At 73.5% G+C, this 26,363-nt stretch carries 23 protein-coding genes and 1 pseudogene; 12 read left to right on the top strand and 12 right to left on the bottom strand.

All coding sequences use genetic code 11. The features are described from left to right. Positions 1-231 precede the first annotated feature (231 nt). The 3 genes from ADK41_RS33535 to ADK41_RS33545 form a co-directional block, all read right to left on the bottom strand. Positions 232-1,800 (bottom strand): class I adenylate-forming enzyme family protein, encoded by a 1,569-nt coding sequence (locus tag ADK41_RS33535; RefSeq protein WP_030836648.1) that lies wholly within the window; start codon positions 1,798-1,800, stop codon positions 232-234. 96 nt (positions 1,801-1,896) lie between these two features. After that, entirely contained in the window at positions 1,897-2,451 is a 555-nt protein-coding gene (locus ADK41_RS33540; protein WP_030836651.1) for an SRPBCC family protein, read from the bottom strand. Between the two features lie 199 nt (positions 2,452-2,650). After that, a complete protein-coding gene (locus ADK41_RS33545; RefSeq protein ID WP_030836654.1) occupies positions 2,651-3,628 on the bottom strand; it encodes an NADPH:quinone reductase in 978 nt (325 codons plus the stop codon). A gap of 136 nt (positions 3,629-3,764) precedes the next feature. Here ADK41_RS33545 and ADK41_RS33550 point away from each other — a divergent pair, with 136 nt between their 5' ends. Continuing rightward, entirely contained in the window at positions 3,765-4,205 is a 441-nt protein-coding gene (locus ADK41_RS33550) for a GNAT family N-acetyltransferase (RefSeq protein ID WP_234319174.1), read from the top strand. Between the two features lie 168 nt (positions 4,206-4,373). Here the strand turns inward: ADK41_RS33550 and ADK41_RS33555 are convergent, their stop codons facing one another. Next, positions 4,374-4,952, bottom strand: a complete 579-nt coding sequence (locus tag ADK41_RS33555; protein ID WP_030836660.1) for a TetR/AcrR family transcriptional regulator — start codon at positions 4,950-4,952, stop codon at positions 4,374-4,376. 91 nt (positions 4,953-5,043) lie between these two features. On the opposite strand from ADK41_RS33555, the gene ADK41_RS33560 reads away from it, so the two are divergent. Both ADK41_RS33560 and ADK41_RS33565 read left to right on the top strand, forming a co-directional pair. Continuing rightward, entirely contained in the window at positions 5,044-5,490 is a 447-nt protein-coding gene (locus ADK41_RS33560; RefSeq protein ID WP_030836672.1) for a DUF1772 domain-containing protein, read from the top strand. Between the two features lie 186 nt (positions 5,491-5,676). Then, positions 5,677-6,138 carry a pyridoxamine 5'-phosphate oxidase family protein gene (locus tag ADK41_RS33565; protein WP_030836675.1) on the top strand — a complete coding sequence of 154 codons (462 nt, stop codon included), beginning with the start codon at positions 5,677-5,679 and terminating at the stop codon, positions 6,136-6,138. Between the two features lie 136 nt (positions 6,139-6,274). Here the strand turns inward: ADK41_RS33565 and ADK41_RS33570 are convergent, their stop codons facing one another. Further along, the gene (locus ADK41_RS33570; RefSeq protein ID WP_030836678.1) at positions 6,275-6,766 is read right to left on the bottom strand and encodes a hypothetical protein; all 492 of its coding nucleotides are present in this window, start codon (positions 6,764-6,766) and stop codon (positions 6,275-6,277) included. Positions 6,767-7,053: 287 nt separating this feature from the next. Then, on the bottom strand, positions 7,054-7,305 hold the full coding sequence (locus ADK41_RS41890; protein WP_158717734.1) for a hypothetical protein: 252 nt from the start codon (positions 7,303-7,305) through the stop codon (positions 7,054-7,056). A 938-nt stretch (positions 7,306-8,243) separates the two neighbouring features. Here ADK41_RS41890 and ADK41_RS33575 point away from each other — a divergent pair. After that, a pseudogene (locus ADK41_RS33575) lies at positions 8,244-9,127 on the top strand (aminoglycoside phosphotransferase family protein). 232 nt (positions 9,128-9,359) lie between these two features. Beyond that, the gene (locus ADK41_RS33580) at positions 9,360-10,448 is read left to right on the top strand and encodes a hypothetical protein (protein ID WP_030836682.1); all 1,089 of its coding nucleotides are present in this window, start codon (positions 9,360-9,362) and stop codon (positions 10,446-10,448) included. Between the two features lie 166 nt (positions 10,449-10,614). Here the strand turns inward: ADK41_RS33580 and ADK41_RS33585 are convergent, their stop codons facing one another. Together ADK41_RS33585 and ADK41_RS33590 are read right to left on the bottom strand one after the other, a co-directional pair. Further along, on the bottom strand, positions 10,615-10,926 hold the full coding sequence (locus ADK41_RS33585) for a replication initiation protein, RepL2 (protein ID WP_030836684.1): 312 nt from the start codon (positions 10,924-10,926) through the stop codon (positions 10,615-10,617). Beyond that, positions 10,923-11,375 (bottom strand): MarR family transcriptional regulator, encoded by a 453-nt coding sequence (locus tag ADK41_RS33590; RefSeq protein ID WP_030836687.1) that lies wholly within the window; start codon positions 11,373-11,375, stop codon positions 10,923-10,925. The genes ADK41_RS33585 and ADK41_RS33590 overlap by 4 nt, the downstream gene beginning before the upstream one ends. 1,026 nt (positions 11,376-12,401) lie before the next feature. Between ADK41_RS33590 and ADK41_RS33595 the strand changes: the two genes are divergently transcribed. Next, positions 12,402-13,040 carry a DSBA oxidoreductase gene (locus tag ADK41_RS33595; protein ID WP_030836690.1) on the top strand — a complete coding sequence of 213 codons (639 nt, stop codon included), beginning with the start codon at positions 12,402-12,404 and terminating at the stop codon, positions 13,038-13,040. A gap of 164 nt (positions 13,041-13,204) precedes the next feature. Here ADK41_RS33595 and ADK41_RS33600 read toward each other — a convergent pair whose 3' ends face one another. The 4 genes from ADK41_RS33600 to ADK41_RS33615 are packed head-to-tail and all read right to left on the bottom strand — an operon-like array spanning position 13,205 to position 19,842. After that, positions 13,205-14,437: an MFS transporter gene (locus ADK41_RS33600; RefSeq protein WP_030836693.1), complete on the bottom strand. Its 1,233-nt coding sequence runs from the start codon at positions 14,435-14,437 to the stop codon at positions 13,205-13,207. Then, complete coding sequence (locus tag ADK41_RS33605) at positions 14,430-15,725, bottom strand: ATP-grasp domain-containing protein (protein WP_030836695.1); 1,296 nt, start codon at positions 15,723-15,725, stop codon at positions 14,430-14,432. The genes ADK41_RS33600 and ADK41_RS33605 overlap by 8 nt, the downstream gene beginning before the upstream one ends. A 14-nt stretch (positions 15,726-15,739) precedes the next feature. Continuing rightward, positions 15,740-16,285, bottom strand: a complete 546-nt coding sequence (locus ADK41_RS41895) for an NADPH-dependent FMN reductase (protein ID WP_051843671.1) — start codon at positions 16,283-16,285, stop codon at positions 15,740-15,742. Further along, positions 16,282-19,842, bottom strand: coding sequence for an ATP-grasp domain-containing protein (locus ADK41_RS33615; RefSeq protein WP_158717735.1), 3,561 nt, complete (start codon positions 19,840-19,842; stop codon positions 16,282-16,284). Before ADK41_RS33615 ends, ADK41_RS41895 begins: the two co-directional genes overlap by 4 nt. A gap of 300 nt (positions 19,843-20,142) precedes the next feature. Between ADK41_RS33615 and ADK41_RS33620 the strand changes: the two genes are divergently transcribed. The 6 genes from ADK41_RS33620 to ADK41_RS33645 are packed head-to-tail and all read left to right on the top strand — an operon-like array spanning position 20,143 to position 26,354. Next, the gene (locus tag ADK41_RS33620; RefSeq protein ID WP_106979620.1) at positions 20,143-22,029 is read left to right on the top strand and encodes a WD40 repeat domain-containing protein; all 1,887 of its coding nucleotides are present in this window, start codon (positions 20,143-20,145) and stop codon (positions 22,027-22,029) included. Between the two features lie 5 nt (positions 22,030-22,034). After that, positions 22,035-22,658, top strand: a complete 624-nt coding sequence (locus tag ADK41_RS33625) for a GTP cyclohydrolase II (RefSeq protein ID WP_030836700.1) — start codon at positions 22,035-22,037, stop codon at positions 22,656-22,658. After that, positions 22,655-23,617 carry a formylglycine-generating enzyme family protein gene (locus ADK41_RS33630; RefSeq protein ID WP_030836703.1) on the top strand — a complete coding sequence of 321 codons (963 nt, stop codon included), beginning with the start codon at positions 22,655-22,657 and terminating at the stop codon, positions 23,615-23,617. Before ADK41_RS33625 ends, ADK41_RS33630 begins: the two co-directional genes overlap by 4 nt. Next, positions 23,614-24,681, top strand: coding sequence for a pyridoxal-phosphate dependent enzyme (locus ADK41_RS33635; RefSeq protein ID WP_106979621.1), 1,068 nt, complete (start codon positions 23,614-23,616; stop codon positions 24,679-24,681). Before ADK41_RS33630 ends, ADK41_RS33635 begins: the two co-directional genes overlap by 4 nt. After that, the gene (locus ADK41_RS33640) at positions 24,665-25,372 is read left to right on the top strand and encodes a class I SAM-dependent methyltransferase (protein WP_051843676.1); all 708 of its coding nucleotides are present in this window, start codon (positions 24,665-24,667) and stop codon (positions 25,370-25,372) included. Before ADK41_RS33635 ends, ADK41_RS33640 begins: the two co-directional genes overlap by 17 nt. A 37-nt stretch (positions 25,373-25,409) precedes the next feature. Next, positions 25,410-26,354, top strand: a complete 945-nt coding sequence (locus ADK41_RS33645; RefSeq protein WP_063781741.1) for an isopenicillin N synthase family dioxygenase — start codon at positions 25,410-25,412, stop codon at positions 26,352-26,354. Positions 26,355-26,363: the final 9 nt, after the last annotated feature.

Here is a 26,363-nt window from a genome sequence, read left to right on the forward strand (position 1 = left end):
GGGGGGGGGGGGGGCTTCGGGGGGGGGGGGGGGGGGGGGGGGGGGGGGGATGGGGGGGGCGGGGACCGGGCGGCCGGGCGGATGTGGGGGCTCGCACGGGGCGCCGTCCGGACGGGTGGCCGGGGCCCGCCCGGTCCGCCGGGGATGCGGTGGGAACCGGGCGGGGCGCAAAGCTCGCACGGGGCGCCGTCCGGACGGTGGCCGCAGGGCCCGCCCGGTCCGCCGGGGGTGCTACTCGGCGGGACCGGCCGACAGCAGGCGGGCCAGCTCGAGACGCTTGATCTTGGTGGTGGCGGTCTGCGGGAGGTCCTCCAGCCGCCACTGGACCGGATCGCCCAGCGCCGGCAGATCGACCACCGCGGTCTTCCAGGCCATCTCGTCCAGCGGCGCGTCGTCGCGCGTGCACACCACCGGCACCGCGCGCCCGTCCGGGCCGGGGATGATGATGACCTCGACCAGTTCCGGCAGCCGGGTGAACAGCTTGTCCTCGATCTCCAGCGTGGACTGCACGCCGGGGATCTCGTCGACCTCGCGGTCCAGCAGGTGCAGGCAGCCGAACCGGGTGCGGTAGCCGAGGTCGCCCATGCGCCACCAGCCGTCGTTGACCTGCTTCTGCCAGCGCTGGTGCTCACCGAGGTAGGTGACGATCCGTCCGTCGCTCCTGACCTCGATGAAGCCGGGGTTCTCCTTGGAGACCGGCGCGCCGTTGCGGCTGACCACGCGGACCCCGGTCATGCCCGGGAACGGCACGCCGACGCAGCGGCCGTTGAAGTCCGCGCCGTCCTTGAGCGAGTAGGTGCGCGCGGCGATCGGGCCGACCTCGCTCTGCCCGTAGGCCTGGGCGAAGCGCCGGCCCTTGCGGCGGGAGGCCTTCAGCATGGTGTTGACGGTGCGCGGGTGGATGGCGTCGAAGGTGGAGGAGAAGTACTTCACGTTCGCCAGCGGACCGCGCGGGTCGTCCGCCAGCTCCTCCCAGCGCAGGAAGGTGTTGGGGTGGGCCTCGATGAACCCGGGCGGGATCTGCGTGAACAGGTCGCCCACGGTCTGCGGGTCGTCGTCCCTGAGGATGATCAGCGGGTGGCCCTGGAGGATCGAGATGGGCATCGCCGTGAACATCCGCGAGTGCACGAACGACACGTGGACGGCGATGGGCTCGCTGCGGCCCACGGCGGTGCGCACGACGGTGGCCTGCGGCCGGTAGCGGGACTGGAAGCTCATGCCGGTGTGCACGGCCAGCTTCGGGGTGCCGGTGGTGCCGGAGGTGTGGGTGATGAGGGTGGGGTGGTCGATGGGCATGCTCACCGCGGGCACCCGCTCGACGCCGGCCAGCGAGGCGAACGAGGTCGCTCCCTCGTGTTCGCCGGAGGCCAGCAGCACCCTGCGGGACAGGTCGAAGACCTCGCCGGGCAGGTGGTGCTCGAGCTTGTCCTGGTCGGTGACGAGGAACGGCTGCCCGACCCGGCGCAGCAGTTCGGCGACCGTCGCGCCGTCCAGTTTCGGCGACAGCAGCACCGGGATGGCCCCGGTACGGGCGACGGCGCAGGCCAGGAGGGAGATGTCGAAGCCGTCGCTCTTGTGCACCACGACGTGGTCCCCGGGGCGCACCTTGACGGACCAGAGCCGGGAGGCGATGTCGTCCACCAGTTCGGCCAGTTCGGTCAGCGTCACGCGTCGGCCGAGGCCGGGGGCGATGTCCAGGTCGTGGTCGAGGATCACGAAATTCGCCGGATGGCGGGCCGCCGCTCGATCGAACAGCGTGCCGAGCCGAATTCCCTTGCTTCCTATTCGCTGGAGAAACATGTAACCGATCTCTCGTCCATGGCTGCGGATTCCTGAAGGGGGTGGCCGCATCGCGGAGCCGGCGGCCTGCCGATACGGGTGGTGCGGCGCGCGGCCTCAGTTCTTCTCGATGACGTCCTTGATACGGGCCAGGGTGTCGTCGAGGTCCTGCCCGAGCTTGGCGGTCCATTCGGCGATGAACCGCTTGCGGCCGTCCTCGTCGAGATCCGCGACGATCTTGTGGATTCCGGCGGTGGCCTTGCCCATCCGGAAGTGGTGGACGAGCCAGGAGGCGCCGTCGCCGGCGTCCTCCACGTCGAAGCCCCAGATCGACTCCTGGTCCTCGCGGGCGTGGGTGAGCATCATCCAGCGGAAGGTCCGGCCGGGCTCGGCGGCCACCACGCGGGCCTCGGTGTACCAGGTGCCGCGCACCAGCGGCGCCCAGCCGACCACGTCCTCGCTGCGCAGGTTCTCGCCGCGGAAGACCGACCCGACCGCCGAGGGCTCTCCCTCGATCCACTCGCCGCCCATGCACTCGGGGCTCCATTCCTTGCTGCGGGTCAGGTCGCTGACCACGGAATAGATCTCCGCCGGCGTCGCGGAAACGCGAATTCGGGCGTCGAGTTCGAAGAGCGGGGAATTGTTGATGACGGTTCCAGTGTTCGCTGTCATGGCGGCAATCCTGCCGAGGCGCGCGGAACCGGAGCAATCAAGCCGTTCGGGGTCCGTCAAGTTGAATGACGACCCGCGACCGGAAAACGGCCGCGGGGATTGTATTCCATCGGGAAAAGGGAAAGGCGTGAAGGCGCCACGGCGGCGGCCACGGCGCCCTCACCGGCGGCGGATCGCGCCGCCCGCCTTCTCGGTCGCGTCAGTCGCGCACGTGCAGGACGAGCTTGCCGTGCACCTTCCCCTCGTCCAGGCGGCGGTGGGCCTCGGCCGCCTCGCTCAGCGGCAGCACCTCGGTGGCGCGCGGACGCAGCAGGCCCGACGCCAGCAGCCCGTTGATGCCGCGGGCCGCGTCGGCGAGCTGGGCGGTGTCGGCGTGCGAGATGGCGAAGCCGTGCACGGAACGGTCCCTCAGGTACAGCGGCCCCACGGGCAGCACCGGGCGGGTGCGCAGTCCGGCCAGCAGCACGATCCGGCCCCGGCTCGCCAGCAGGTCCACCGCGGTCTCGAGGTCGTTGCCGCCGGAGGTGTCGACGTGGACGTCCACGCCGTGCGGCGCGGCGGCCCGGATCTGCCCGGCGACGTCGGCCGAACGGTAGTCCACGACGTGGTGGGCCCCCAGGGACCGCACGTACGGCTCGTCGCGGCCGGAGGCGACGGCGATCACCCGGGCGCCCGCCCGGACCGCCATCACGACGGCCGCGCTGCCCACGTTGCCGCCGGCGCCGAGCACGGCGACGGTCTCGCCGGCGCGCAGCCGGCCGTGCGTGAACAGCGCCAGGTGCGCGGTCGCGGCCGGGTGGGCCAGGGCCACGGCGTCCACCGGGTCCACCCCGTCGGGCAGGTGGTAGAGCCGGTCCGCGGGCACCGCCGCCTGCTCGGCGGCGGCCCCCTGACGGCCGTCGTGGCCCAGGCTGTTGCACCACACCCGGTCGCCGGGCCGGAAGCCGGTGGCGGCCGGTCCGGCCGCGGCCACCGTGCCGACGAGGTCGCGGCCGATGACGAAGGGGAACTCGACCGGGGTGCGCCAGGCCCCCGAGCGGACGAAGGTGTCCACGTGGTTGACGGCACTCACCTCGATGTCGACCAGCACGTCGTGCGGGCCGGACACGGGCGGTGGCAGCTCACCGTGACGGATGACGTCGGGAGAGCCGAGCTGGGTTATGTAGGCGGCACGCATGGTCGCCGAGTCTGGCACCGCCCCCGGCCGGTGCGGCAGGGCCGGCGGCGATCGTGGGACACGGTCCGTCAGGTCGGCCCGAAGGTGTGTCAACTCGGTCCGGTCATACGTCCGTCACGCCTCTACGCTTCCCGTCGTGTCCCCCGTACTGACCGATGTGGCGCCCGACGACCGGCGGATGACCGCGCACGTACGGCCGCTGATCCGCGCCCTGCGGCCCGCGCTCACCGAAGAGGACTTCGACCGGTTCGCCTCCGAGGCGCACGCCCAGGGCCTGGTGTTCACCGCCGCGTACGACGGCCGCGGCCGCTGCGCCGCGGTCGCCACGCACCGCGTCCTGGCGACCAGCCGCGGCCGGATCCTCTTCGTCGACGACCTCGTCACCCACCCCGACCACCGCGCGACGGGCATGGCGACGGCCCTGATGACCCACCTGGCCGAACGGGCCCGCGCGGTCGGCTGCCACCGCGTCGAACTCGACTCCGGCACCGCCAACGTCACCGCCCACCGCTTCTACCACGCCCGCGGAATGACCATCGCGGCCCTCCACTTCACCCTGTCCGCCCCCGGGGACTGACCCGGCCCGCGCCTCCGCCTGCGGCCAGGGCGCGTATCGGGTGGTGACCGACGGGCGCCGCGGCGGTCCGCGGCCGTGCCGTGGGGGCGCGAGCGACCGGAAGCGATGCCGGAGGCGGGCGGCGCCGGGGCTCGGGGGCCCCGGCCGCGTGCCCGCCGGGACGGTGCGTCAGAGCACGGCGAGGCGGTCCACCAGCAGCTCCACCCTCCGCTCGGCCTCCTCCGGCGGCAGCCGTCCCGCCCGGGTCAGGGTCGCGATCCCGTGCAGGGACGCCCAGAACACCTCGGTGAACAGCCCCGGGTGGACGCCGTCCCCGGCGACCTCGCCGAGGCACTCCAGCAGGGCGGCGAAGGCGTCCTTGAGGGGCTCCGGGGTGTCCTCCCGCGCATACGCCAGACCGCCGTCGAGCCGGAACAGGGCGTCGTAGACCGCCGGGTTGCGCTCGGCGAAGTCGAGGTAGCCGCGGGCGAGGGCGGTGACCCGGGCGCGCGGACCCTCCGCGGCGGCGGTCGCGGCCCGCACCGCGACGGCCATCTCGGCGGCGCCCTGGAGGGCGACGGCGCCGATGATCTCGCGCTTGCCGCGGAAGTGGCTGTAGAGGACGGGCTGGCTGTACTCGATGCGCTCGGCGAGCCGGCGGGTGGTGACCGCGTCCCAGCCCTGCTGCTCGGCGAGTTCGCGGGCGGTCGCCACGATGAGGCGCTCGCGCTCCGCCCGCTCGCGCTCCTTGCGTTCCTTTACCGACATGACCCGATCCTAGCACCGCTAGACAATCGAGCGGCAGCAGTACTAGCGTTGCCTTACTGGCTAGCAACGCTAGATTTCTGGAGGAGCCGTCATGCTCAACGCACTCGAGGTGTTCACCACCGTGGTCGTCGGCCTGATGGTGGGGGTGGAGTTCTCCGTCGCCTTCGTCATGAACCCGATCTTCAACGCCCTCCCCGAGGACAGCGGCCAGCTCGGCCGCGCCCACGGCGGCCGGATGCTCGGCGCCGTCATGCCGTTCTGGTACCTCGGCTCGCTCGTCCTCGCCGCGATCTGGGCCGTCGCCGGCCGGCACCACGACGGCGCCGGCCTCGTCGTCATCGCCGCCGGGCTGCTGATCGTCAGCGTGATCATGTCGATCCTGCTGCTCGTCCCGATCAACGACCGGGGCAAGACCAGGACCCCCGAGAACCGTCCCGCCGACTGGAAGGAACAGCTGGACCGCTGGAACCGCTGGCACTACGTCCGCGTCGCCGTCATCATCGCCGCCTTCACCCTGCTGGCCACCGCCCTCACCTGAGCCCACGGCCCGCCACCACGCCGGCGGCGCACGCCCCCCACTCCCCGGGCGACAGCAGGTTGCCAGGCGTACTCACGAGCCGGCCCTTTCGGTTGCCCGAGCCAGAAGCCGAGGGGTTCATCGGTCGCTGGGAGTAGGTCCTGCGCCTCAGGCGCACCTCACGTCCGCTGGCTACGGTCGGCCCTCATGGAGATCACGGGAACCGTTCGCCGTCGGACGGCAGAGCGTAAGCGCGCCGCTCTGGAGCGGCTCGTCGCCGAGCGGGACGTATGGGTGTCGACGTCCCACCCCGATCACGGACCGCACCAGGTGCCGCTGTGGTTCCTGTGGGACGGGCGAGCGGTGTGGATGTGCACCGGCGCCGCTTCCGCGACGGCGCGGAACGTCCGCGAAGAGCCGCGCGTGCGCCTGGCGCTGCCGGACACCTTCGACGTGGTGCTCCTCCAGGGCGAAGCCGAGTGCTTCCCGGATCAGGAGGTGCCCGAAGACGCGGCGGAGGCGTTCGCCGACAAGTTCGGGTGGGATCCACGCGTGGAAGAGGGCTCCTTCCTGTACGTACGCGTGGCCCCGAGGACCGTGCGCGCCTGGCGCGGCGAGCCGGAACTGCACGGGAGAGTCATCATGCGCGACGGAACGTGGCTGGAATGACGGCTGACGCGAGGGCGACATGCCGCTGACGGTCATCGAAGGAACTCTGCGGTTCCCTCGATGACCGTATGGGCGAACTTGATGCGGTACCCGCCTTTGCCGGACGGCGGCGGTACCGGATCCCCCTTGCCCGAACTCACTCGCCGGCCGCCTCCGGGGCCGGAACATCCCCGAAGTCCACGTCGCCGTGGCCGGCAGTCAGAGCGGCGTACAGCTCGGGATCGGCGTAGATCTCAGCAGTGTGCTTCCACTCGGCGATCACCTGGCTGATCGGTTCGATGGTGCCCGGATCCGTACTGGCCCGAGCCGTCTCCACGAACTCCACAAGGAACTCGCGGACGGCCCCGTCGGGCAGGAAACGCACCCAGGGGAACGCCTCCGGGAACACCCGAGTCAGCAGGTCGACGGCGGCAGGGCCCTCCTTGAGGAGGGCCGCGAACATGCGGGTGATCGAGTCCACCACCTCAACGGCCCGGGCGGCCCTCGCGGCGGTGGTCAGGTACAGGTCCTCCGCGTCACGACGGTGCAGGCGCAGTCCCTTGCGAGCGCTGACCTGCATGCGAGCGACGGTGTCCTCGGGTCTCTGGACGAGCTCCGAGAAGTTCGCTTCAGCCGGCATGGTGGTCATGACGTGGAAGGTACTTCAAACGGTTGCGTGAAGGTGCTGTCCCCCTCCGCCCGCACCTCCAGGAGAGCAAAGCAACTTCACTCGTGCAGTGAAGTCGCAGATCGAGGCGAATTTTCCTTGATCCTGCGCTTGCCTGGGCCAGGCAACCTCGACTCCCAAGCAACTCGAGCGGCGTCGTAGCACTGGCGTTGTCGTCCTCGCCGCCGTTGCCGTGCCGTACATGCGCCGTTACGTGGGAACCGGCCCCTTCCCTCTCGCTGTGGGAAGGCGCCGGTTCCCGGTAGAGGTCAGCCCGAGCGTGGGACGGCGATTCTGGCCGCGAGGGTGAACCCCGAGGCGGCCAGTGTCACGGTCGTTCCCAATGCCTCGAGATGGCCGGGCATCAGCAGCAGTACCGCAATGGCCCCCAGGAGAACGGTGACGGCGATGACCACGGCCGCTACGGCGTTGGCCACGGGCAGTCGGGGCACGGTGACGGGATGCGGCTGAGGTCCCGGAGCAGGCCCGGGACCTCGCTCTTCGAGCAGGCGGGTTTTCATGGTGGCCGGTGTCCTCTCGTGTCAGCCCAGGCGGATCGGCGAAACGGAACCGGTGCGGTAGCAGCCGCATCTGAGGGCTCCGTGCTCCGAGAGATGCCCTACTGACGTCACGCCAGAACGCGGGCGCAACGCAGAACATGTAAATGCGGCAGATGCGGCAGGCATACCTGCCGCATCTGCCGTGCGTCGTCTACGCCTGTAGCCCTGCCGGGTTCGAGTCCGGCAGGGCTGACACGGGTTTGGGGGCCCGCTGCTACAGACCCCTTGTACGGCCCACTGCCGCAGGCCGCCCGCCTCTGTTCCACCTGGGCTGACAGGAGAACCGAGAACCAACTTTGACCAACTTAACCAAGTTGGCAACCAACTTCTATAGTCATTGTGCCCGCACCACCGGGATCCATAAACATGCTCCGCACCGGAGGCCCGGAGAACGGGCTCATCAAGGAAGCCGCCCCACCTCGGCCCCGGCCACCGGATGCGTCGAGGCGCCGAGGACCGTCAGCGGTGAAAACCCGTCCACCACTTCACCGCGCCCCTATCGACCTGCGCAAAGGATGGGCGCCGACGACGATCCGCCGCACCGATGACACGAAGCGGAGCGCCACGCCACCTCCCCTGGCGCTCGCCGGCACATGCAAACACCCGGCTGTCGCACACCCTTCACGCGTCGTCCCACGCCCCCACCGTCATCCGGCACGGCACGTACCTCACCAACTCGGCGTCCCCTGCGGCCACATACCGCCAACACTGGAAACATGGCAGCCATCTGACATCACCCTGAGACGGATCAACGCGCCGTCCGCTCCCCGCTCGCTGCACGGCAACGACTGCCCGTACCGGCTCCACGCAGGCCGCATGGCGGAAGGGGTGGCGTCGGAAAAGCGATTGACGCCCGTCGGGGTCCGGCGGTCGGATGGCGTGCCGTGGAGACGAGGCAGATGCATCCGGGAACGCGTCCCGTCGACGTCGGCCTTGTGCGGCGGCTGGTCGCCGGGCAGTTCCCGCAGTGGGAGGGGCTGGCGGTCGCGCGGTTTCCGTCCGGCGGGACGGTCAACGCCATGTACCGGCTGGGCGAGGGCATGGTCGTACGGCTGCCGCTCGTGCCGGGCGGGGCCGACGACGTGCTGGTGGAGGGACGTGGCTGCCCCGGCTCGCGCCCCACCTGCCCACGGCCGTTCCCGAGGTGCTCGGGGAGGGCGAGCCCACGGAGGGATACCCGTGGCCGTGGTCGGTGTACCGGTGGCTGGCCGGGGAGAACCCCGAGGCGGGAGCTCTGAGCGAGCCGGTACCGCTGGCCGAGGATCTGGCCGGGTTCGTGGCGGCGATGCGGAGCATCACCCTGCCGGGCGCGCCGCGGGCTCACCGCGGGGGGCCGGTCGCCTCGCTCGACGCGGAGACCCGGGCGGCGATCGAGGAGCTGCGCGGGATCCCGCAGGAGGGCGTCGACTGCGAGGCCGCCACGGCCGTGTGGGAGGAGGCGCTGCGGGCCCCCGGCTGGGACGGGCCGCCGGTGTGGCTGCACGCCGACCTCATGCCGGGCAACCTGCTGGTGGACGGTGGCAGGCTGACCTCGGTCATCGACTTCGGGTGCCTGGGGACGGGCGATCCGGCCTGCGATCTGTTCCCCGCGTGGAACCTGCTGCCGGCCGGGGCGAGGGACGTCTTCCGCGAGGCGCTGGACGTGGACGACGCGACCTGGGTCCGCGGCCGGGGACGGACGCTCTCGCAGGCGCTGATCGCGTTGCCGTACTACCGGGAGACGAACCCGGCGATGGCACAGAACGCGCGGCACGTGATCCGGGCGGTGCTGCGAGAGGGCTGACTTCAGGGCGCGTCGGGGCCGTGCCGGGCACAGCCGTTCGTCGATCGGCGCGATCGGCGCAAGCGGGTGGCTGTCGCCGGACACGTGTGTCCGAGCGCTTCGGTCGGTTGGCCGCGGAAGGACGGCGCGACCGCGCCGTGCGCCCGGCCGGTTCCGCTGTCAGCGCTCCGTGTCATCATGCGGGCGCGCCCGGACGAGTGAGCTGCGGTGCGTTGAGTGCAGGGGGTTGGGGATGAGTGCGGGGCGGGACGGCTCGGCCAGGTCCGACGAGGAGTGGGAGCGGTTTCTGCGGGAGTCGGTGGCGGGTGCCGCCGACGCGCCCAAGGAGCCGTCGGCGCGGGCCCGTGACGTGGCGAAGCGGCTGCGCGCGGAGCCCGGCCGCGGCCCGGAGGGCTGGCGCAGCTACACACCCGCGCGGCCCAGGCGGCGCACGGGCTGGTACGTGGCCGGGCTGCTGGCCGCGCTGGTACTGGTGGTGGTGGCGCTCGCGCCGGAACGGACAGTGGACTTGTTCGCCGGCGGCGACCCCGACGCCGCGCCGTCGGCGGCCGAGACCGCCCGTCCGACCCAGGCGCCTCCGGCGGAGGCGGCCCGACGCCCCACGGTGGACGAGCCGTTCCGCGGCTCGCCGGCGGCGAGGTGGGCGAGCGGAGCGGCGGGGATCACCGTGCCCGAGGCCGGTGCGGTCGGCTGGATGAGTGCGGCCGAGGTGGAGCGGGCCCTCGCCCGCAGTCGGGACTTCCTCGTCATGTCCAACCTGGATCGCGGGGTGCTGCGGGGTGAGCACCCCGCGAAGGCGGTCGAACTGATCAACCCGCATCAGGAGGACGTCCAGGACCTCCTGGGAACCGCCTTCCGAACCCCGAGCGAGAAGAACGACCCCCTCCTCCTCTTCAGCCGCTTCCAGCCCTCCCGCACCCGCCTGATCGGCGACGTCGTGAAGACCCGGGGACGGCTCACCTACCGGGAGGGGGAGCGTGGCGCGCTTCAGGTGACCGCCGACGTCACCTTCGTCTACCCGGTCGCCCGCGCGGGGAGCGACGACGAGATCGTGCGCACGATCGTCCGGCGCGAGCTGGTCCTGAGCTGGGACGACCCCGACAAGGTGATCACGGAGCCGGGCACGTTCTCGATCGTCTCGTACGCGTACGACATGACCAACGGCGGCTGCGGCGCCCCCACGGGCTACCTCACCCCGCCCTTCGGCACGGACGGCCGGGCGGACGAGGCCAACACGGAGATCGACCCGTACGACCGCAGCGCGCCGGTCGGGCGGAGCGGGTCCGCCGGGGACGGATGCGCGAAGGCGACGCGTTCCTAGCGACCTGAGTCGGAGATGCGTCGGTGGCCTTCGTCCGGACGAACGGTCCGGGATGCTCGTCCATGTTCGAAGGCGCCGGGCCGTCATGTACGTGAGGTCAATGAGTACCGGTCCTGAGATCGGTACTCATTGACCTCACGTACATGAGTTCCAGCTTCGGAGCCGTTCAGGTTGCGCGACGCAGAGGCACGACGACGTCCTCGCCGGTGCTCTTCGCGCTGAGCCTGTAATAGCTGATGTGTGCGAGCCGCTCGGATTCCTCGAGCCATCCGGCCTCTACGACCTGACGCCGGGTACGGGAGAAGACGGTCGGGGACATGCCGACGAGCTCGGCGAGCTTGGCGCCGGTTTCGACGACGGCACCGGCACGGTCGGTGGGGTGCATCGCGTAGAGCATGATGACCAGGCGTTGGTTGGCGGTCATGCCGGCCGTACGGTGCAGGACGTCCAGGAGTTTGTGCTTGTCGTCGTTGTTCACTGGACCTCCCGCAGTGAAGGGGCCGTGTTGTTGAAGCCGGGGATGTCCGGCGGGTTGCATGTCTTGATCGCTTCTCGTTGCTCGATGCCGGTCCCGTGGAAGGCAATGTACGGGCTGATCCGGTAGAGCCTGTAGTTGCCGATGCGTCCGCGCTCGATCAGGATGCGCTGCTTGAGCAGCTTCCGGTTGATCTTGCCGACGGCATCGGCGGTCATCCCGACCTTCTTGGCGATGTCCGCGCCGGTCGCCCTCAGCGGCGCCATGCCTTGAGGGGAGACTCCGATCCACCACAGCACCATGTACTTCTGGCTCGGAGTGAATTCCCTGCTTTCGGTGATCGCTTCGACTCTGGCCTTGTCCACCTGGATGTGCTCGCCCGAGAAGGCATAGGGCGCATAGGGGATGGCCTCACCGGTGTCGGCATCGACCAGTCTGCGTACTGCCCCCAACAGACCCTCCCATAGTCGGACATTGCCTTGACGTCGATGAACGGCGGCCCTCGGGGCCGACCAGATGAACTCAACGTACATGAGCGTGGAGTTCATGAAGTCCGCTTCCAGGGCGTGTCGCTTCACCAGGCATCAATCCGCGAGCGAGGTCGCCCCCAGCGGGAGCAGCGCCTGCTCATGTACGTGAGGTCAATCTGGTCGGATCCTGCAGGCGTGGTCACGGTTCTCGAAACATGGGTACAGCGGCTCCCGGAACTGCCTGCCCTGCCCTCAGGAACCGGGTGCACGATGCTCAGGACTGGCTGCCAGATCGTCAGAACCGTATGAGGAAGGGCATCTCTGCAGGTCAGGACGTTCTTGCGCTGCGCGCCCTCTCCTACAGCAACACAGGCCGTTGCCGTGGCGGCTCCCACCCGCGCACCGTGCTCCTGCAAGCAGTCGCGCGAGGCTTTGCTCCGCGCCTTCCCACGAAGCGCTCGCAGCGGCGTCCGCTTCCGGCCTGTCGACGAAGAACTCGGCCCTCCCACCCCGTCCTCAGCCGACGAAAGCACGCCACGATGCAGCCGCAGCCGACGAACCACCCGTCACGTATGCCTCCATCAGCCTGCGCCGACCTCGGCCACGCATCCATGGACACCCTCGACAAGCCGCAGTCGCCCGAGCACCCGCAGGCCCCGTCGGTACACCGGAGGCCCTCAAGGGCCGACGGCGTACCGACCCATGGGCGCGGAGAGCCGCGCGGAGCCGGCTTTCGTCCGGTTCGTGCACGTGCCGCGCCACCACCCGCGCCACCGGGTGCGCAGGACGGTGCCGGACAGGGTGCGGGCCCCCGGCGCGGGGTCCGCGGGGGGCCGTTCCTCCGCCTTGGCCGGGGCTTGGCCGGGCCTCGACCGGTGCCGTCGAGCGTGTGTACCCGCCGTACCCCCGGCACCCGCGCCCCGGGCACCCCCACGTGGCGCGGTGGTCACGACCGAGGTCCGCGCCCGCTGGAACGGGTCGCGGACCACGCGGAAGGAGAACACGACCGTGCCCGCAGCCGCCCCCGCTCCCACTCCCGTCGACTTCTGGTTCGACCCCGTCTGCCCCTGGGCGTGGATGGCCTCCCGCTGGCTGCTGGAGGTCGCCGGACACCGCCCCCTCGCCATCCGCTGGCACGTCATGAGCCTGGCCGTCCTGAACGAGGGCCGCGAGGACCTGCCCGAGCGCTACCGCCGGCTGCTGACCGAGGGGTGGGGACCGGTGCGGGTGGTGACCGCCGCGGCGCAGAAGTACGGCGACGACGTCACCGGCCGCCTCTACACCGCGCTCGGCACCCGCATCCACCATCAAGGGCTCGGCCCGAGCCGGGAGGCGATGGCGGGAGCGCTCGAGGAGGCGGACCTCGCGCCGGGCCTGATCGAGTACGCCGACCAGGACACCTACGACCGTGAACTGCGCGCCTCCCACCAGGAGGGCATCGACCGGGTGGGCCAGGAGGTCGGCACACCGGTGATCGCCCTGCCCGGCCCCGACGGCACCCGGACGGCCTTCTTCGGCCCGGTCGTCACCCCCGCCCCGCGCGGCCGGGCGGCACTGGACCTGTGGGACGGCCTGCTGCTCCTGGCCGCCGGCCCCGGCTTCTTCGAGCTCAAGCGCTCCCGCACCCAGGGCCCGGTCTTCGACTGACGTCTCCCCCGGGTCCGCGTCGCCCGACCCCGTAGCGGCGACGCGGACCCTCACACGCCCCGGCCTCCCACCACCGGAACGCGAGCTTTCCCCGGCGCGGGCGGACCACCCGCCCACGGCCGGCACGACCGTCCGTACGACCGCCCGCGCGGCGGCCCGGCTCCTCACACCGCCGCGGCCACCGCCTGTTCACGGTCACGGTGCGGCCGGGCCGGTGGCCCGGGGACGCGCAGGGCGATCAGGCCGAGGGCGGCGAAGAACACGGCCCAGCCCGTCCAGCCGGCCCAGTCCCAGCCGATGCCGGTGCTGATCAGCGGCGGGCCGATCACCGTCGTCACCGCGAAGCCCAGGTTGAGGGCGGCGAGATGGGCCGTCTTGCGGCCCTCGGGGATGTGCAGCAGCGCCGCCCCCGTCGTGCCCGCGGTGATCAGCAGCTCGCCCAGGGACAGCAGCACCGCCGCCACCACCACGACCGCCAGGTCCAGCCGCCCCGCGCCCAGCGCCGTCAACGGCACCGTCAGCGCGCCGAGCCCCGCCAGCAGACCCCCGAGGCACATCAGCGTCCGTGCCCGCGCCAGCCGCTCCGAGCCCTTGCTCAGCCGTACCTGCAACGCCACGATGATCACCGTGTTCAGCAGCTGGATCAGCGTCACGCTCCACGACGGCGCCTGCGTCCGCTGCACGATCCACAACGGCACCCCGATGCCCAGCAGCAGCGCCGACAGCGTGAACGCCCCGTAGAGCGCGGTGATGCCGAGGAAGGGACGGTTGCGCAGGACGCCGGCCCGCTCCGGCCGCTCGCCGGGCGCGGCGGCGGCGGTGGCCGGGAAGCCGCGGCAGATCGCCGCGCAGCACAGGAACAGCACGGCCGACGCCACCAGCACCGCCCGGTGGGCCCACGCCTCGCCGACGGCGATCGCGGCCCCCGCGGGCAGCGCCCCGGCCGCCATGCCGGCGTTGCGCAGGGTCCGCAGCCGGGCCAGCGTGCCCACGGCCCGGGCGTCGCTGACCCGGCTGATCAGCCCGGACTCGATCAGCGGGCCGATGCCGCGGCTGAGCAGCCCGGCCACCGCCGCCGCGCCCAGCGCCTGCTCGAAGGAGGCGACCGCCGCCAGGGCGAGGAAGGCCGCGCAACGGACCGCGAACAGCGCGCCCAGCACGGCGCGGATGCCGAGCCGTTCCGCGGCCCGGGCGATGGGCATGGCGCCCAGCAGGGACGCGACTCCCGAGGCGCCGAGCACGATGCCGATCTGGTGGTTGGTCAGTTCGACCGCCTTGTCGAGGAACAGCACCGACAGGGACAGGTACATGCCGAGGCCGAGGGCGTCGCACAGCCCCACCACGTAGAACCTGCGCACCGGCGCCGCCGTCTCCTGTGCGACGGCGGGTTCAGTCACGGTCGGCCCCGGTCGTCGCGTCGAAGCCCGGTACCAGCCGGATGTCCAGTGCCCGCTCCACCTGCCGGGTGACGGCGCGGGCCGCGTCCCGGTCGGGGGCGTTCACCATGAAGCTGACCAGGTGCAGGGTGCGCTGCCGGCTGACCCGCTGGCCGGGGGTGAAGCGGGGGGAGACGTAGACGAGTTCGGGGAAGGCGCGCAGCACCTCCTCGACGGGGGTCTGCGCGGCCACCCGCCAGTTGCCCACCGGGATCGGCAGGAACCGCAGCAGGGCGACCCGGGTGAACCTCGGCAGCGCGCCCGGCTGCAGGCCGAGCGCGGCGCGGCCGATCTCGGCGGCGTAGTCGTAGCCGGCCGCCACCTCGAACATGGTGGGCAGCGGGCCGCCGGCGCGCGCGTTGACCTCGATGACGCGGGGTCCGTCGGCGGTCAGCGCGATCTCGGTGTGCACCGCGCCCGAGACCAGTCCGATCGCCCGGATCGCCCGGTCGGCGACGTCGACGGCGGCCGCCTGGGTGGCCTCGTCCAGCCGGCTGGGCAGCAGGACGCCCTCCTCGGCGTAGCCGTGCTCCAGGGGCAGCCGGTCGGCGACCGCCAGGTGGTGGGCGGTGCCGTCGGCCAGCAGCGACTCCACGCTGCAGTAGGCCGCGTAGCCGCTGTCGCCGTCCGTCTCCAGCGCCATGCGCTGCTCCAGCAGGTACGCCTCGTCGGCCTGGAGGAAGGCGGTCTTCTCGGCGCGCGCGGCGGTGAAGGCGTGGATGAGTTCGGCGTACGTGGACACCAGCCGGACGCTCTGGCTGCCCGCGCCCAGCGAGGGCTTGAACACGCCGGGCAGCCCGACGCGGGCGGCGGCCGCCGCGAGGTCCCGCTCGCTGGTGATGATCTCGAACTCGGGCGAGGGCACCCCGTCCTCGGCGAAGGCCAGCCGCTGCCGGGCCTTGGACTGGGCGACCGCCACCGCCTCGGGCGGGTTGCCGGGCAGGCCCAGGCGGGAGGCGATCTCGGCCTGCGGGCGCAGCAGCAGTTCGGAGTAGGTCACCACGCCGTCCAGGGGCAGCCGGCCGTGCAGGTCGGCGGCGGCCAGGACCGCCGCGTCCAGGTCGGGGACGTCCAGGAACTCGCCGCGCAGACCGCGTTGTTCCCAGTCGGCGCGGACCGGCCCGGAGGAGCGCCAGGCGGTGATGTACACGACGCTGACGGTGTCGGTCAGCGTGGACAGGGAGTCGAGGGCCTCGTCAGGGGCGTGGCCGCCGATCCCGGCGAGGAGCAGAACGTGGGGGGTGCCCATGATGGTGAGACCTTTCATCCGAGGACGGGGAGGGACAGGGGGGACGTACGGAAGGACAGGAGCTCGCCGATCAGGTCGTCGAGCCTGCGGTCGAGGAAGTCGAGTGGCTCCCCGGGGGTCAGGTCGGCCGCGGTGGTGGCCACGTGAGTGGGCGTGGCCCAGCCGCTGAGCGCCCTGACGACGGTGCGCAGCTGGTCGCAGGCGGTGCCGGCGCCGCGCGGTCCGCCGCCGGCGGCGATCAGGCCGACCGGCCGTCCGGCCAGCGCGTCGCCGGTGAGGTGGTCCAGGGCGTTCTTCAGCAGCGCGCTGAAGGAGCCGTGGTAGACGGGCGTGGCGAGCACGGCGCCGTCCGCGCGGGCGACCCGGGCGCGCAGCAGCGCGGTCTGGCTGCCGGGCGGCGGGTCGTCGTAGTCCTCGAGCGCGTGCGCGCGGGGGAACTCCACGGCCAGGTCGACGACGTCGAAGCGGCCGCCGGACCGTTCGACGCGTTCGCCGACGCGCAGCAGGACCTCGCGGGTCACCGAGTCCTTGGCGGCGCTGCCGAGGATGCCGAGGATCACCGCTGCCTCCCCTCGTCCGCCGGGCCGGTCACGACGCGTATCTCGCGCTCGGCCCGGGCCAGCAGCCGCATCAGCTCGCGGTGCGAGTCGTGGACGAAGACGTGGGTGCTCACCCCGGTGCCGGAGAAGGACGACGCGGGGACGGTGTCGCCGACGCGCGCCTGGAGGGAACGGACGTGGGCGTCGGGCGCCACCGTCGCGTCGTCGTACTCCAGCAGCCGTCCGGCGCCGCAGTAGTGCACGGTCCAGCCGGCGTGCGCGGCCACGGGGTCGCGGCGTCCGGCGAGGGGGTCCTCGCCCGCGTCGGCGAGGATCTTGGCGTGGCACAGGTCGACGCCGTTGGTGGCGAGGAACGCCTCGGTGACACCGCCGCCGCCGGGCCGCGCGGCCACCTCGCAGAACGTCAGGTCTCCCGCGGTGAGGAACGCCTCCAGGTGCAGCACGCCCGAGCGGACCCGCCAGGCGTCCACGACCCGGGCCAGCAGCCGTTCGGCGGCCGCGCGCACCAGCGGGTCGGCCGAGGTCGCCGACGACAGCGGCCGTCCGCGTCTGAGGGCCATGGTGTCGCGTGCGTAGACGGAGACGTTCCACACCGGCTCGCCGTCGCGCACGACCGCGTCGATGTGGCACATCGGGGCGTCGACGAACTCCTCGCACAGCTGGGCGCCCGGGACGAACTCCTCGCGCAGCCAGGCCTCCAGGGCCGGCCGGGAGGAGACGACGGTCACCCCCTGGGAGCCGGAGGCGGCCCTCGGCTTGAGGACGATCCTCCCGTGGCGGTCGAACATCTCCGTCACGTCGTCGGGGGTGTGCGCGAGCAGTCCGTCGGCGCAGCGGATGCCGTGGCGGCGGGCGATGCGCTTCATGACGGCCTTGTCCACGAACCGGCGCACCTCCTCGGTCCCCCGGCCCGGGGCGCCGAGCAGTTCCCGCAGCCGTGCGGCGGGTTCGAGCAGCCGCTCCGAGAGGGCGGCCACCCGGTGGACCGGGTGCGCCGCGTGGACGGCGCGGGCGAGGTGGTCCAGCGCGAAGTCGTCGCCCAGGTCGGTGCGTACGGTCAGTTCGGCGGGCCCGGACCCGTCCGCCGACGTCAGCACGCTCAGCCGGAAGCGGTCCGCGGGCAGGACGGGGGAGCCGTCGGGGAGGGTCCACGTGGCGGGGCCGATCCGGTCCAGCAGCAGGACGTGGGTGCGGTCCAGGGGGGCGGTGCGCAGGACGAGGGAGTCCTCCAGCCGTGCGGCGGCCCGCCGCGCCCGCTCCCGGTCGGCGCCGGTCACGGTGTGCCGCAGCCACACGCTGGACCCGGGACCCCGGTGGACGTCGCCGGCGCGGGTGAACACCCGCGCCCTGAACAGTCCGGGCCGGGCGCCCAGTTCCCGCGCGGTGGTGGCCGCCAGCACCCGGAAGCGGCCGTCGGGGGTGCGCGCCTCGCGCTGCACGGCCACCGTGCCCCGGCTCCGGCCGCGCGGTGGGCGGCCGAGGGCGGAGTCGGCGACGGCGCACACGAGACCGCGGGTGTGCACGGCGTCGTAGAGGTCGAGGGTCGCCGCGTCCAGGCCGGGCAGCAGGACGGGGGCCGGGGCGTCCGGCCGGTCGGCGGGGAAGAAGCAGCGCACCACGCCCTCCAGCCGTGCCGCGCGCACGGCCCGCTCCGCCCGCCGGGCGAGCGGTTCCCGCAGCCGTGCGACCAGGCCCGAGGGGAGCAGCCGGGCGTCCGGCTCCTCGTCGATGACGGCGAGGGCCCGGACGGCGCCGTGGTACGCGGTCACGACGACGGTGTGCCCGGGCGTCCGGTCCGCGGACGTGGTGACCGGGGCGCCGTCGCGCAGCTGCCGTGCCACGGGGGAGGCGGAGAAGGTCAGGGCGGCGCGCACCGCCCCGGCCCGGTGGACGAGACGGGCCGCGGCCCGGACGTCCGGCCCGCTCGAGGCACCGTGCCACTGTCCGCGGTAGGAGCGCCGCCACAGCTCCCGGGCCTCGTCCTCGCCGTCCGGCCCGCCGGTCCACACCACGCTCAGCCGCGCGGTGACCGCGCCCAGGGCGGACAGGATCCGCTCGGCGGGATCGTCGGCGCCGAGCAACAGCAGCAGGTGGTCGCCGCCGGGCGCGGGGTCCCGGTCCTGCCGCGCGGCGGGAGCGGGGGATGTCGTCGAGGCCGGGCCGGCCGCGGCGGGCGGTGCCTCGCGGCCGGGTCGAGCGGGGTCCGGCGCCGTGCGCCGTACGGCGGACGGGGGCGCCGGGGCGGGGCCCCGGCGGTCGACGGCGACGCGGTGGGGCCCGGTGCCGGGGTCCGGGTCTCCGGCGCGGTCCGCCGGACGGGCCCCGGGCGCCCGCACCTCCTCCAGCTCGAGCGACGCCAGGATGCGTCCGGCGGCCTCGGCGGCCGCGTGCGCGGCCTCCTGGCCGGTGCGGCCGCGGGCCAGCACGTAGCCGAACCGGTCGTGGTTGGTGCGCAGGGCCCGGACCCGGTCGCCCGGTTCGACGGCGACCTGCGTGTCGACCACCTCGTGCGTGAGCGCGTCCACCGGCTTCACGCCCCGCACCACGGCGTCCGTGACGCTGTACAGCTGGTGCAGGGCGACGACCGAGCGCGGGGGCGCGGCCTCCTGCACCGGGTCGCCGACGGCCAGCGCCACCAGGTCGCGGGTGAGGGAGCGGCCCAGCGCCAGCGACATCTGACGGGCCACCACGTGCCCGGCGACCCGGGCGTTGATCTCGATCAGCTCGGGCCCGGTCGGGGTGAGCAGCAGCTCGGCGTGGACCGCCGAGGCGCGGATGCCGAGGGCGCGCACGGCGTCGACGACGAAGGCGCGGGCGGCCGCCTCCTGCTCGATGCGGGCCGGGAAGTGGCCGCCGAGCTCGGCGGTCTGGCCGGCCGGCGCGGGCAGCCGCTCGGCGAACCCGAGCAGGACGATCCGCTCGCCCTGCACCAGCAGTTCCGCGCTGACGTGCCGGCCCACCGCGTACTGCTCCACCAGCGCCCGCGGGGACGTGCCGGCGCGGTCCGCCGGCGTCCCGAGCACCTCGCGGAGGGCGCGGGCGGCCTCCGCCCGGGTCCAGGCGACGGTCACCCCCACCGACCAGCCGCCCGCGGTGGGTTTCACGACGACGGGCAGCCCGATCCCGTCCACCGCCGCCAGCCCCTCGGCCTCGGTGCGGGCCGTGCGCCAGGCGAGCGAGCCGACGGAGTGCTCGGCGAGGCGGGCGCGCACGGCGGCCTTGTCGCCGAGGACGCGGGCCGTCGCCGGCGACTCGTGGGGCACGCCCAGGTGTCGGGCGAGCCGGGCGACGGCGAACGCGTACACCTCGTCGCGGCAGATCACCCCGTCGACCGGAGTGGGGCCGAGCCGGCCGCGCAGCCGGCCGGCGAGGCCGCCGCGGTCCGGGGACGGCACCTCGACGACGCGCGCGGCCCGCGAGGAGAGTTCGAATCCCGGCTTTCCCCGGTAGGCGTCCAGATCACCGGTGACGAAACTGACCTCGATTCCCGCGTCCGCCATTTCCGCGACCATGTCGAATCCGCGGACGGACGCCGTCTCCACCAGAACTATGTGCACGCCGCTCAGCTCCCTGGCCCGGTCCTGCCTTCCGCGTCAGCGTCCGCCGGGCCCGCCGGCCTCCTCAAGGAAGCCGGGACGAATGGGTCAAGTGGCCGGATTGCAGCGCCCGTCGACGTGGTCCGGACCCGCTGTCAACCCCGCGGAGGGGAATACCGGAAGTTGCCGGATTCCGTCCCGCCCGCTCGCCGTGAGGAAATCCGCCCGGCTAATTTCGGCATTCGGTGAACCCGATGGCCCGGAAATCCGAGAATCCGACGATCCCTGTGACCGAGCCATCCGAGAAAAGGACGAGACGGCGTGCGAACCATTGACCTTCCGGCCTGCGGGCCGGGCCATTCCGCCCCCCTCACCCATGTGGGGTTCAGGCCCGACGGACAGCGGCTGGCGACCTGCTCGTACGACGGCACGGTGATCGTCTGGGACACCGCCGACCCGTCCCGGCCCACCCCGCTGGCCCGGCTGCGCCACCGCCGCCTGGTCAACGCCTCCGCCTGGAACCCGGCCGACCCCGAGGTCCTGGCCACCGCGTCGGCCGACAAGACCGTGGCGGTCTGGCGGGTGGGCGCACGGGGCCGGGCCACCCTGCACACCGTGCTGGCCCGGCACACCGACGACATCAACTCGGTGGCCTGGCTGCCCGACGGCGAGCGGCTCATCTGCGTCTCCGAGGACGGCCGCGCCACCCTGTGGTCGACCGCCGACGGCCGGTTCCTCGCCGAGGTCGGCTCGCACGAGGCGCACTGCATGATGGTGTCGGTCAGCGCACAGGGCCTGGTCGCCACCGTCGGCGAGGACGGACTGGTCGCGGTCGGCGACCCCGACGGGCCCGACGGGCCCCGCACCCGCCGCTACGACTCCTCCATCGAGGGCTGCGCCTGGTCGCACTCCGGCCGGCTGCTCGCCGTCGCCCGCGACGACGGCGCCGTGGACCTGCTCACCGCCGGCCTGGACGTGGTGCGCACCGTCCCCGTGTCCACCTCGGCGGCCCGCGCGGTCGCCTGGGCCGAGGACGACTCCTCCTTCGTCGTCGGCGCCTACGACGGCGCCCTGCACCACTTCGACGTCGCCGGCGCCCGCCTGCACCGCGTCGAGGACCGCCGGGTGTGGCCGCGCTCGGTCGCCGTCGCGCACGGCGTCGTCGCCGCGGGCAGCTTCTGGAACGGCCCCCACCTCTACGACCTGGCCACCGGCCGGGAGATCGCGGCCCCCGACGGCGCCACCCACGGCCCCAACGCGCTGGCCCAGCACGGCGACGAGCTGCTCATCGGCACCGACTCCGGTCTCGTCGTCGCCGTACGGACCGACGCGTCCGGCCCCGCGGCGGTCCGTACCACCGCCTTCACCGACGGCCCGATCCTGTCCCTGGCCACCGACGGCGACACCGTCTACGCCGGCACCTACTCCGGACACGTCCTGCGCCACGACGGCACCGCGCTCACCTCCAGCGCCGGCCTCGGCGCGCCCGTGCCCTCCCTCGCCCTCCACGAGGGCTCCCTCGTCGCCGGCACCTACAACGGCGAGTTCCTCCTCCTCACCCCCGGCGCCCTCGACGTGGTGGAGCGGATCGAGGCGCACGACGGCTCCGTGAAGTCCCTCACCGCCGTGGCCGGAGGCTTCCTGTCCGCGGCCACCGACCGCACCGTGGCGGCCGGCGGACCGCACGGACGCAGCACGCTGTGGGAGCACGGCAACCTCGTCAACGCCGTCGCCGCGCTCGGCGCCGAAGCCGCCGCCAGCGCCTCCCGCGACCACACCGTCAAGACCGGCCGGATCACCCGCCTGCCCGACGGCGCCTGGCGCGCCGAGCGCGTGCAGACCCTCCTCGGCCCCGACGAGTCCGTCAAGTGCGTGGCCCTGCTCGGCGACGCCGAACGGCCCGTCGTCCTGGCCGGCTCCTACGACTTCGGCCTCCACGCCTGGCAGGTCGACTGGGACGACTCGGCCGCCACCCTCGCCTCCGGCCGGGTCCTCGCCGCGTTCGCCCAGGGCCTGTCCTGCATGCTCCGCCTCACCGACGGCACGGTCGCCGTCGCCGGATGGGACGGCCGGATCCTCGTCGTCGGCCTCGACCCCGCCGGCCGGCCCGCGGTGCGGCGCTCGCTGCACCTGGGCGAGCTGCTCACCCTCCCCACCACCACCACCCACCGGGCCGGCGCCCGCCCGACCGAAAGCAGGGCCGCGTGAACACCCTGACCGCACTCCCCCAGACCGCCTCGGTCCGCGCCCGGGTGCCCGTCACCCTGCACCGCGCGACCGGCCGCCCCGCCGAACTCGTCACCTTCCACGGCCTGCCCGACGCCCAGGAGCACCTCGCCTGCGTCCTGCCGTACGCGCCGCAGGCCGTGCCGCTGGTGCGGCTGCACAGCGAGTGCCTGACCGGCGACGTCCTCGGCTCCGCCCGCTGCGACTGCGGACCCCAGCTCGACGAGGCGCTCACCGCGCTGGCCGACGAGGGCGGCGTCCTGCTCTACCTGCGCCAGGAGGGCCGGGGCATCGGCCTGTACAACAAGCTCGACACCTACGTCCTCCAGGACCAGGACATCGACACGTTCAGCGCCAACCGCATCATCGGCCGCGGGGAGGACGAGCGCGACTACCGGTCCGCCGCCGCGATGCTGCGCGCCCTCGGTCTGACCCGCATCCGGCTGCTGACCAACAACCCCGACAAGGTGGCCCAGCTGCGCGACCTGGGCATCCGCGTCGAGGCCGTGCTGCCCACCGGCGTCCACCTGACCGACGAGAACGCCCGTTACCTGTCCGCCAAGGCCAGGACCGGCCACACCCTGGCGCTGCTGAAGGGGGCGAGCGCGTGAACCTCGACGACATCGCCCGCTCCCCGCACTTCGCGGAGCACGCGGACCTCGCCGACCCGGCCCGCCTGCACCCCCCGCGGCCCCGGCGGCCCTCCGCCGACCTGCTGCACCTGACGGCCGCCGTCGAGGACCCCGCGCTGCCGCTGTCCGACCGGCTCGCCGCCGGCGGCATGCTGGCCCTGTTCGGCGACCCGCGCATCACCCCCGTGCCGGCCGTCTGCTTCGTGCCCGGCGCCGCCGTCCCGATCGGACTGCCCGCCGAGGAGACCGGATACGTCGTCCGGGCCTGGGCCGACAAGGGCGTGGAGGAGTCCTGGATCCTCAAGGAGACCCCCGAACACACCGTGCAGATCGCCGACTTCTTCATCGCCCGCTACCCGGTGACCAACGGCGAATGGCGCGACTTCCTCGCCGACACCGGCCTCGGGGACCGCCCCGCCACCTGGTACCTGGGCGCCTACCCCTGGGACCGCTCCAACCACCCCGTCGCCGGCATCCGCCCCGAGCACGCCGACCACTACGCGCGCTGGCTGAGCGAGCGCACCGGCCACCCCTGGCGGCTGCCCACCGAGGCCGAGTGGGAGTACGCGGCCAAGGGCCCCGAAGGGCGCCCCTACCCGTGGGAGGGCGGCTTCGACGCGGACGCCGCCAACACCCGCGAGTCCGGCGTGCACACCACCACCCCCGTCGGCGCCTTCCCGGCCGGCCGGGCCCCGTTCGGCGCGTACGACATGGGCGGCAACGTCGAGGAGTTCACCGCCGACGACTACGCCCCCTACCCGGGCGGGGAGCACGTCGCCGACCACCTGGTGGAGTCGATGGGCGCCTACCGCGTCGCCCGCGGCGGCAGCTTCTCCCGCTTCGGCGACCTCACCCGCACCCGCCGCCGGCACGGCGCCTTCCCCGGCCCGCTCTACCCCGTCGGGTTCCGCCTCGCCACCAGCGAGCGTCCGTCATGAGCGCCCCGGTGATGACGGCGCCGGCGCCCGTCCGGCCCGCGCACATCGAGCGGGTGCTCGCCGCCCGCCGTCCCGGCCGCGCCGACCTCGAGGCGCCCTTCGCCCCGCTGGAGCGGCGCGCCCTGCGGCTGCTGCCGGCGCTCGCCGCACTGCGGCCGGCCGTCGGCGCCACCCCGCTGGTGCCCGTGCCCAGCCGGACGGGCCGCGGCACCGTGTGGCTGAAGGTGGAGGCCGCCAACCTCACCGGCACCGTCAAGGCCCGTACCGCCTACGCCCTGCTGAGCGCGGCCGTGGCCCGCTCGGGCGCCGCCGGCCTCCGGCTCGTGGAGTACTCCGGCGGCTCCCTCGCCCTGGCCCTGGCCGAGATGTGCGCCACGCTCGGCCTCGACCTGCACCTGACCGTGCCGCACGGCACGGCCGACCGCCTCGTCGGCGTCCTGCGCCGGCACGGCGCGCACGTCACCCACGGGGCCGAGGGCGCCGGATTCCTCGGCGCGATGGACGAGGCCGCGCGCGTCGCCGAACGCGAGGGACGCCACCTGCTGCTGCAGCACTGCGCCGCCGAGGCGGTCGCCCTGCACCGCGAACGCACCGGCGCGGAGATCATCGCCCGGCTCGCCCGGGAGGGGGTGCGTCCCGTCGCGCTCGCCGCGGCGGTCGGCTCCGCCGGCACCCTCGTCGGCGCCTCCCAAGCCCTGCGCGCCCGCTGGCCGGGCTGCACACCCGTCGCCGTCTTCCCGGCGGAGGCGCCCTACGGCGACGGCCGCGCCCCCGACGGCGCCCGCCGGATGAGCGGCACCGGCGGACTCGGCCACGGCCTCAGACAACCCCTGCTGGCCCCGTACGAGGACGAGTTCACCTTCGCCGACGTCGGCTACGCCGAAGCACTGGAGGCGATGCGGTGGCTGCGGCGCACCCAGCAGGTCGCCGTCTCCAGCAGTGCCGCGGGCGCCTGGCTCAGCGCGTCCCGCACCGTCGACCAGGGGCCGCGCGGCCGCCACGCCGTGGCCGTCGCCGCCGGCCGCGGAACCGCCGAGGAGTGGGCCCATGCCGCCGACCACTGACACCCCGACCACCGCCGCCCCGGCCGGCTACACCGCCTACCGGCAGACCGTCGCCGACTCCTTCGGCCACTGGTACGGCCACGCGCGCGACTCGTGGACCGGCGCCGACACCAACGCCCGGGTGACCCGCTTCGCCTGCGCCCAGGCGCCGGCCGCCACCGGTGCCGGCCGCCGCCGGGTCCTGGACGTCGGCTGCGGACGCGGCCGCCAGACCACCGAGTTCGCCGAACGGCTCGACGCCGACAGCACCGGCCTGGACCTGCTGGACGTGTGGGACGCCCCGCCGCCCGCCCGCGGCCGGGCCCGCTTCCGGCAGGGCGACTTCCTGGACTTCGCCCGCACCGGGCACGACCTCGTGGTGGACAACGGCTGCCTGCACCACCAGCGGCGCGCCGACTGGCCCGCCTGGGCCGCGCACGGCGCACGCCTGCTGCGCCCCGGCGGGGTCCTCGTGGTCAGCGTCTTCCTCAGCCCCGACGGCGAGACCACCGAGATGGTCCTCGACGACGGACGCCTGAACTGGTGGCTGACCGAACAGGACGTCACCGGCCTGTACGCCGGCGCCGGGCTCGCCCCCGTGGACCGCCTGGTGATCGACCGGAACTTCCGGTACCGGGGCCACTGGCTCAAGTACCTGGCGCTCTCCTTCCGCACGACCGACCGTACGCCCGACCGCCCGACCGACGGATGACCGACGGACGACCCCGCCGCCCGTGAAGGGACGGAACATGCTCAAGGAAATCGACCTGGAACGGCCCGGTGGCCGGGAGCACCTGCGCGGCGCGCTGCGCGACGGGTTCTTCCTCGTCCGCAACACCGTTCCCGAGAGCCTGCTGGACGAGGCGTACGCCTTCCTGCACGCCTTCTTCGCCCTGTCCCCCGACGCCAAGAACGCCTGCCGGGTGGCGGGCAGCAACGGCCAGGCCGGCTACACCCCGCCCCTGGTCGAGCACGCCGAGAAGGGCGCCGTACCGGACTGGAAGGAACTCTTCCACTGGGGGGCTCCGCTGCCCGCACGGCACCCGCTGCGCCTGCGCTACCCGGCCCGCTACCCCGACCCGTACTTCCCCGACCACCTGGTGCCCGGCATCGGCTCCGCGCTGCGCGAACTGCACGCCCGCATGGTGCGCTTCCAGCACGACGTCGTCCGCACCCTCGCCGACGCCCTCGGCGCCCACCCCGACTACTTCACCGACATGCTGGAGGACGGCCCCGTCGTCAACCGGGCCACCTGGTACCCGCCGATGGACCAGGCGCCCTCCGAACGCCACGTGTGGGCGGTGGAGCACCAGGACTTCGACCTGATCACCACCCTGCCCAGGGCGACCGCGTCCGGCCTGGAGGTCCTGGTCGACGGTGAGTGGCTCGCCGTGGACGCGCCGCCCGGCCACGCCGTCGTCAACGTCGGCATGGCCCTGGACCGCCTCACCAACGGCTTCGCCCGCGCCGCCGTCCACCGCGTCGTGGCCCGGCCCGGCCAGAACGGGGGCCGCCTGTCCATCGTCCAGTTCTGCCACCCCACCCCCTGGACCACCCTCACCCCCCTGCGCGTCCCGGACACCGAACCGGCCCCCCAGCGCTTCGCCACCCTCACCGCGGACGAGCTCTTCCAGCGCACCATGTACCGCATCAACCGCCTGGCCGCCCCACCGATCCCCACCCCGGTCCGATGACCCCCGCAC

Source organism: Streptomyces caelestis, from assembly GCF_001279005.1.
Lineage (GTDB): Bacteria > Actinomycetota > Actinomycetes > Streptomycetales > Streptomycetaceae > Streptomyces > Streptomyces heliomycini.

Bases quoted from the DNA above. Each gene is read 5' to 3' on its own strand.
- ADK41_RS33545 (WP_030836654.1), bottom strand. From the start codon at position 3,628: ATGCGTGCCGCCTACATAACCCAGCTCGGCTCTCCCGACGTCATCCGT.
- ADK41_RS33540 (WP_030836651.1), bottom strand. From the start codon at position 2,451: ATGACAGCGAACACTGGAACCGTCATCAACAATTCCCCGCTCTTCGAA.
- ADK41_RS33605 (WP_030836695.1), bottom strand. From the start codon at position 15,725: ATGGGCACCCCCCACGTTCTGCTCCTCGCCGGGATCGGCGGCCACGCC.
- ADK41_RS33635 (WP_106979621.1), top strand. From the start codon at position 23,614: ATGAGCGCCCCGGTGATGACGGCGCCGGCGCCCGTCCGGCCCGCGCAC.
- ADK41_RS33640 (WP_051843676.1), top strand. From the start codon at position 24,665: ATGCCGCCGACCACTGACACCCCGACCACCGCCGCCCCGGCCGGCTAC.
- ADK41_RS41890 (WP_158717734.1), bottom strand. From the start codon at position 7,305: ATGAAAACCCGCCTGCTCGAAGAGCGAGGTCCCGGGCCTGCTCCGGGA.
- ADK41_RS33555 (WP_030836660.1), bottom strand. From the start codon at position 4,952: ATGTCGGTAAAGGAACGCAAGGAGCGCGAGCGGGCGGAGCGCGAGCGC.
- ADK41_RS33535 (WP_030836648.1), bottom strand. From the start codon at position 1,800: ATGTTTCTCCAGCGAATAGGAAGCAAGGGAATTCGGCTCGGCACGCTG.
- ADK41_RS33580 (WP_030836682.1), top strand. From the start codon at position 9,360: ATGAGTGCGGGGCGGGACGGCTCGGCCAGGTCCGACGAGGAGTGGGAG.
- ADK41_RS33645 (WP_063781741.1), top strand. From the start codon at position 25,410: ATGCTCAAGGAAATCGACCTGGAACGGCCCGGTGGCCGGGAGCACCTG.
- ADK41_RS33570 (WP_030836678.1), bottom strand. From the start codon at position 6,766: ATGACCACCATGCCGGCTGAAGCGAACTTCTCGGAGCTCGTCCAGAGA.
- ADK41_RS33560 (WP_030836672.1), top strand. From the start codon at position 5,044: ATGCTCAACGCACTCGAGGTGTTCACCACCGTGGTCGTCGGCCTGATG.
- ADK41_RS33565 (WP_030836675.1), top strand. From the start codon at position 5,677: ATGGAGATCACGGGAACCGTTCGCCGTCGGACGGCAGAGCGTAAGCGC.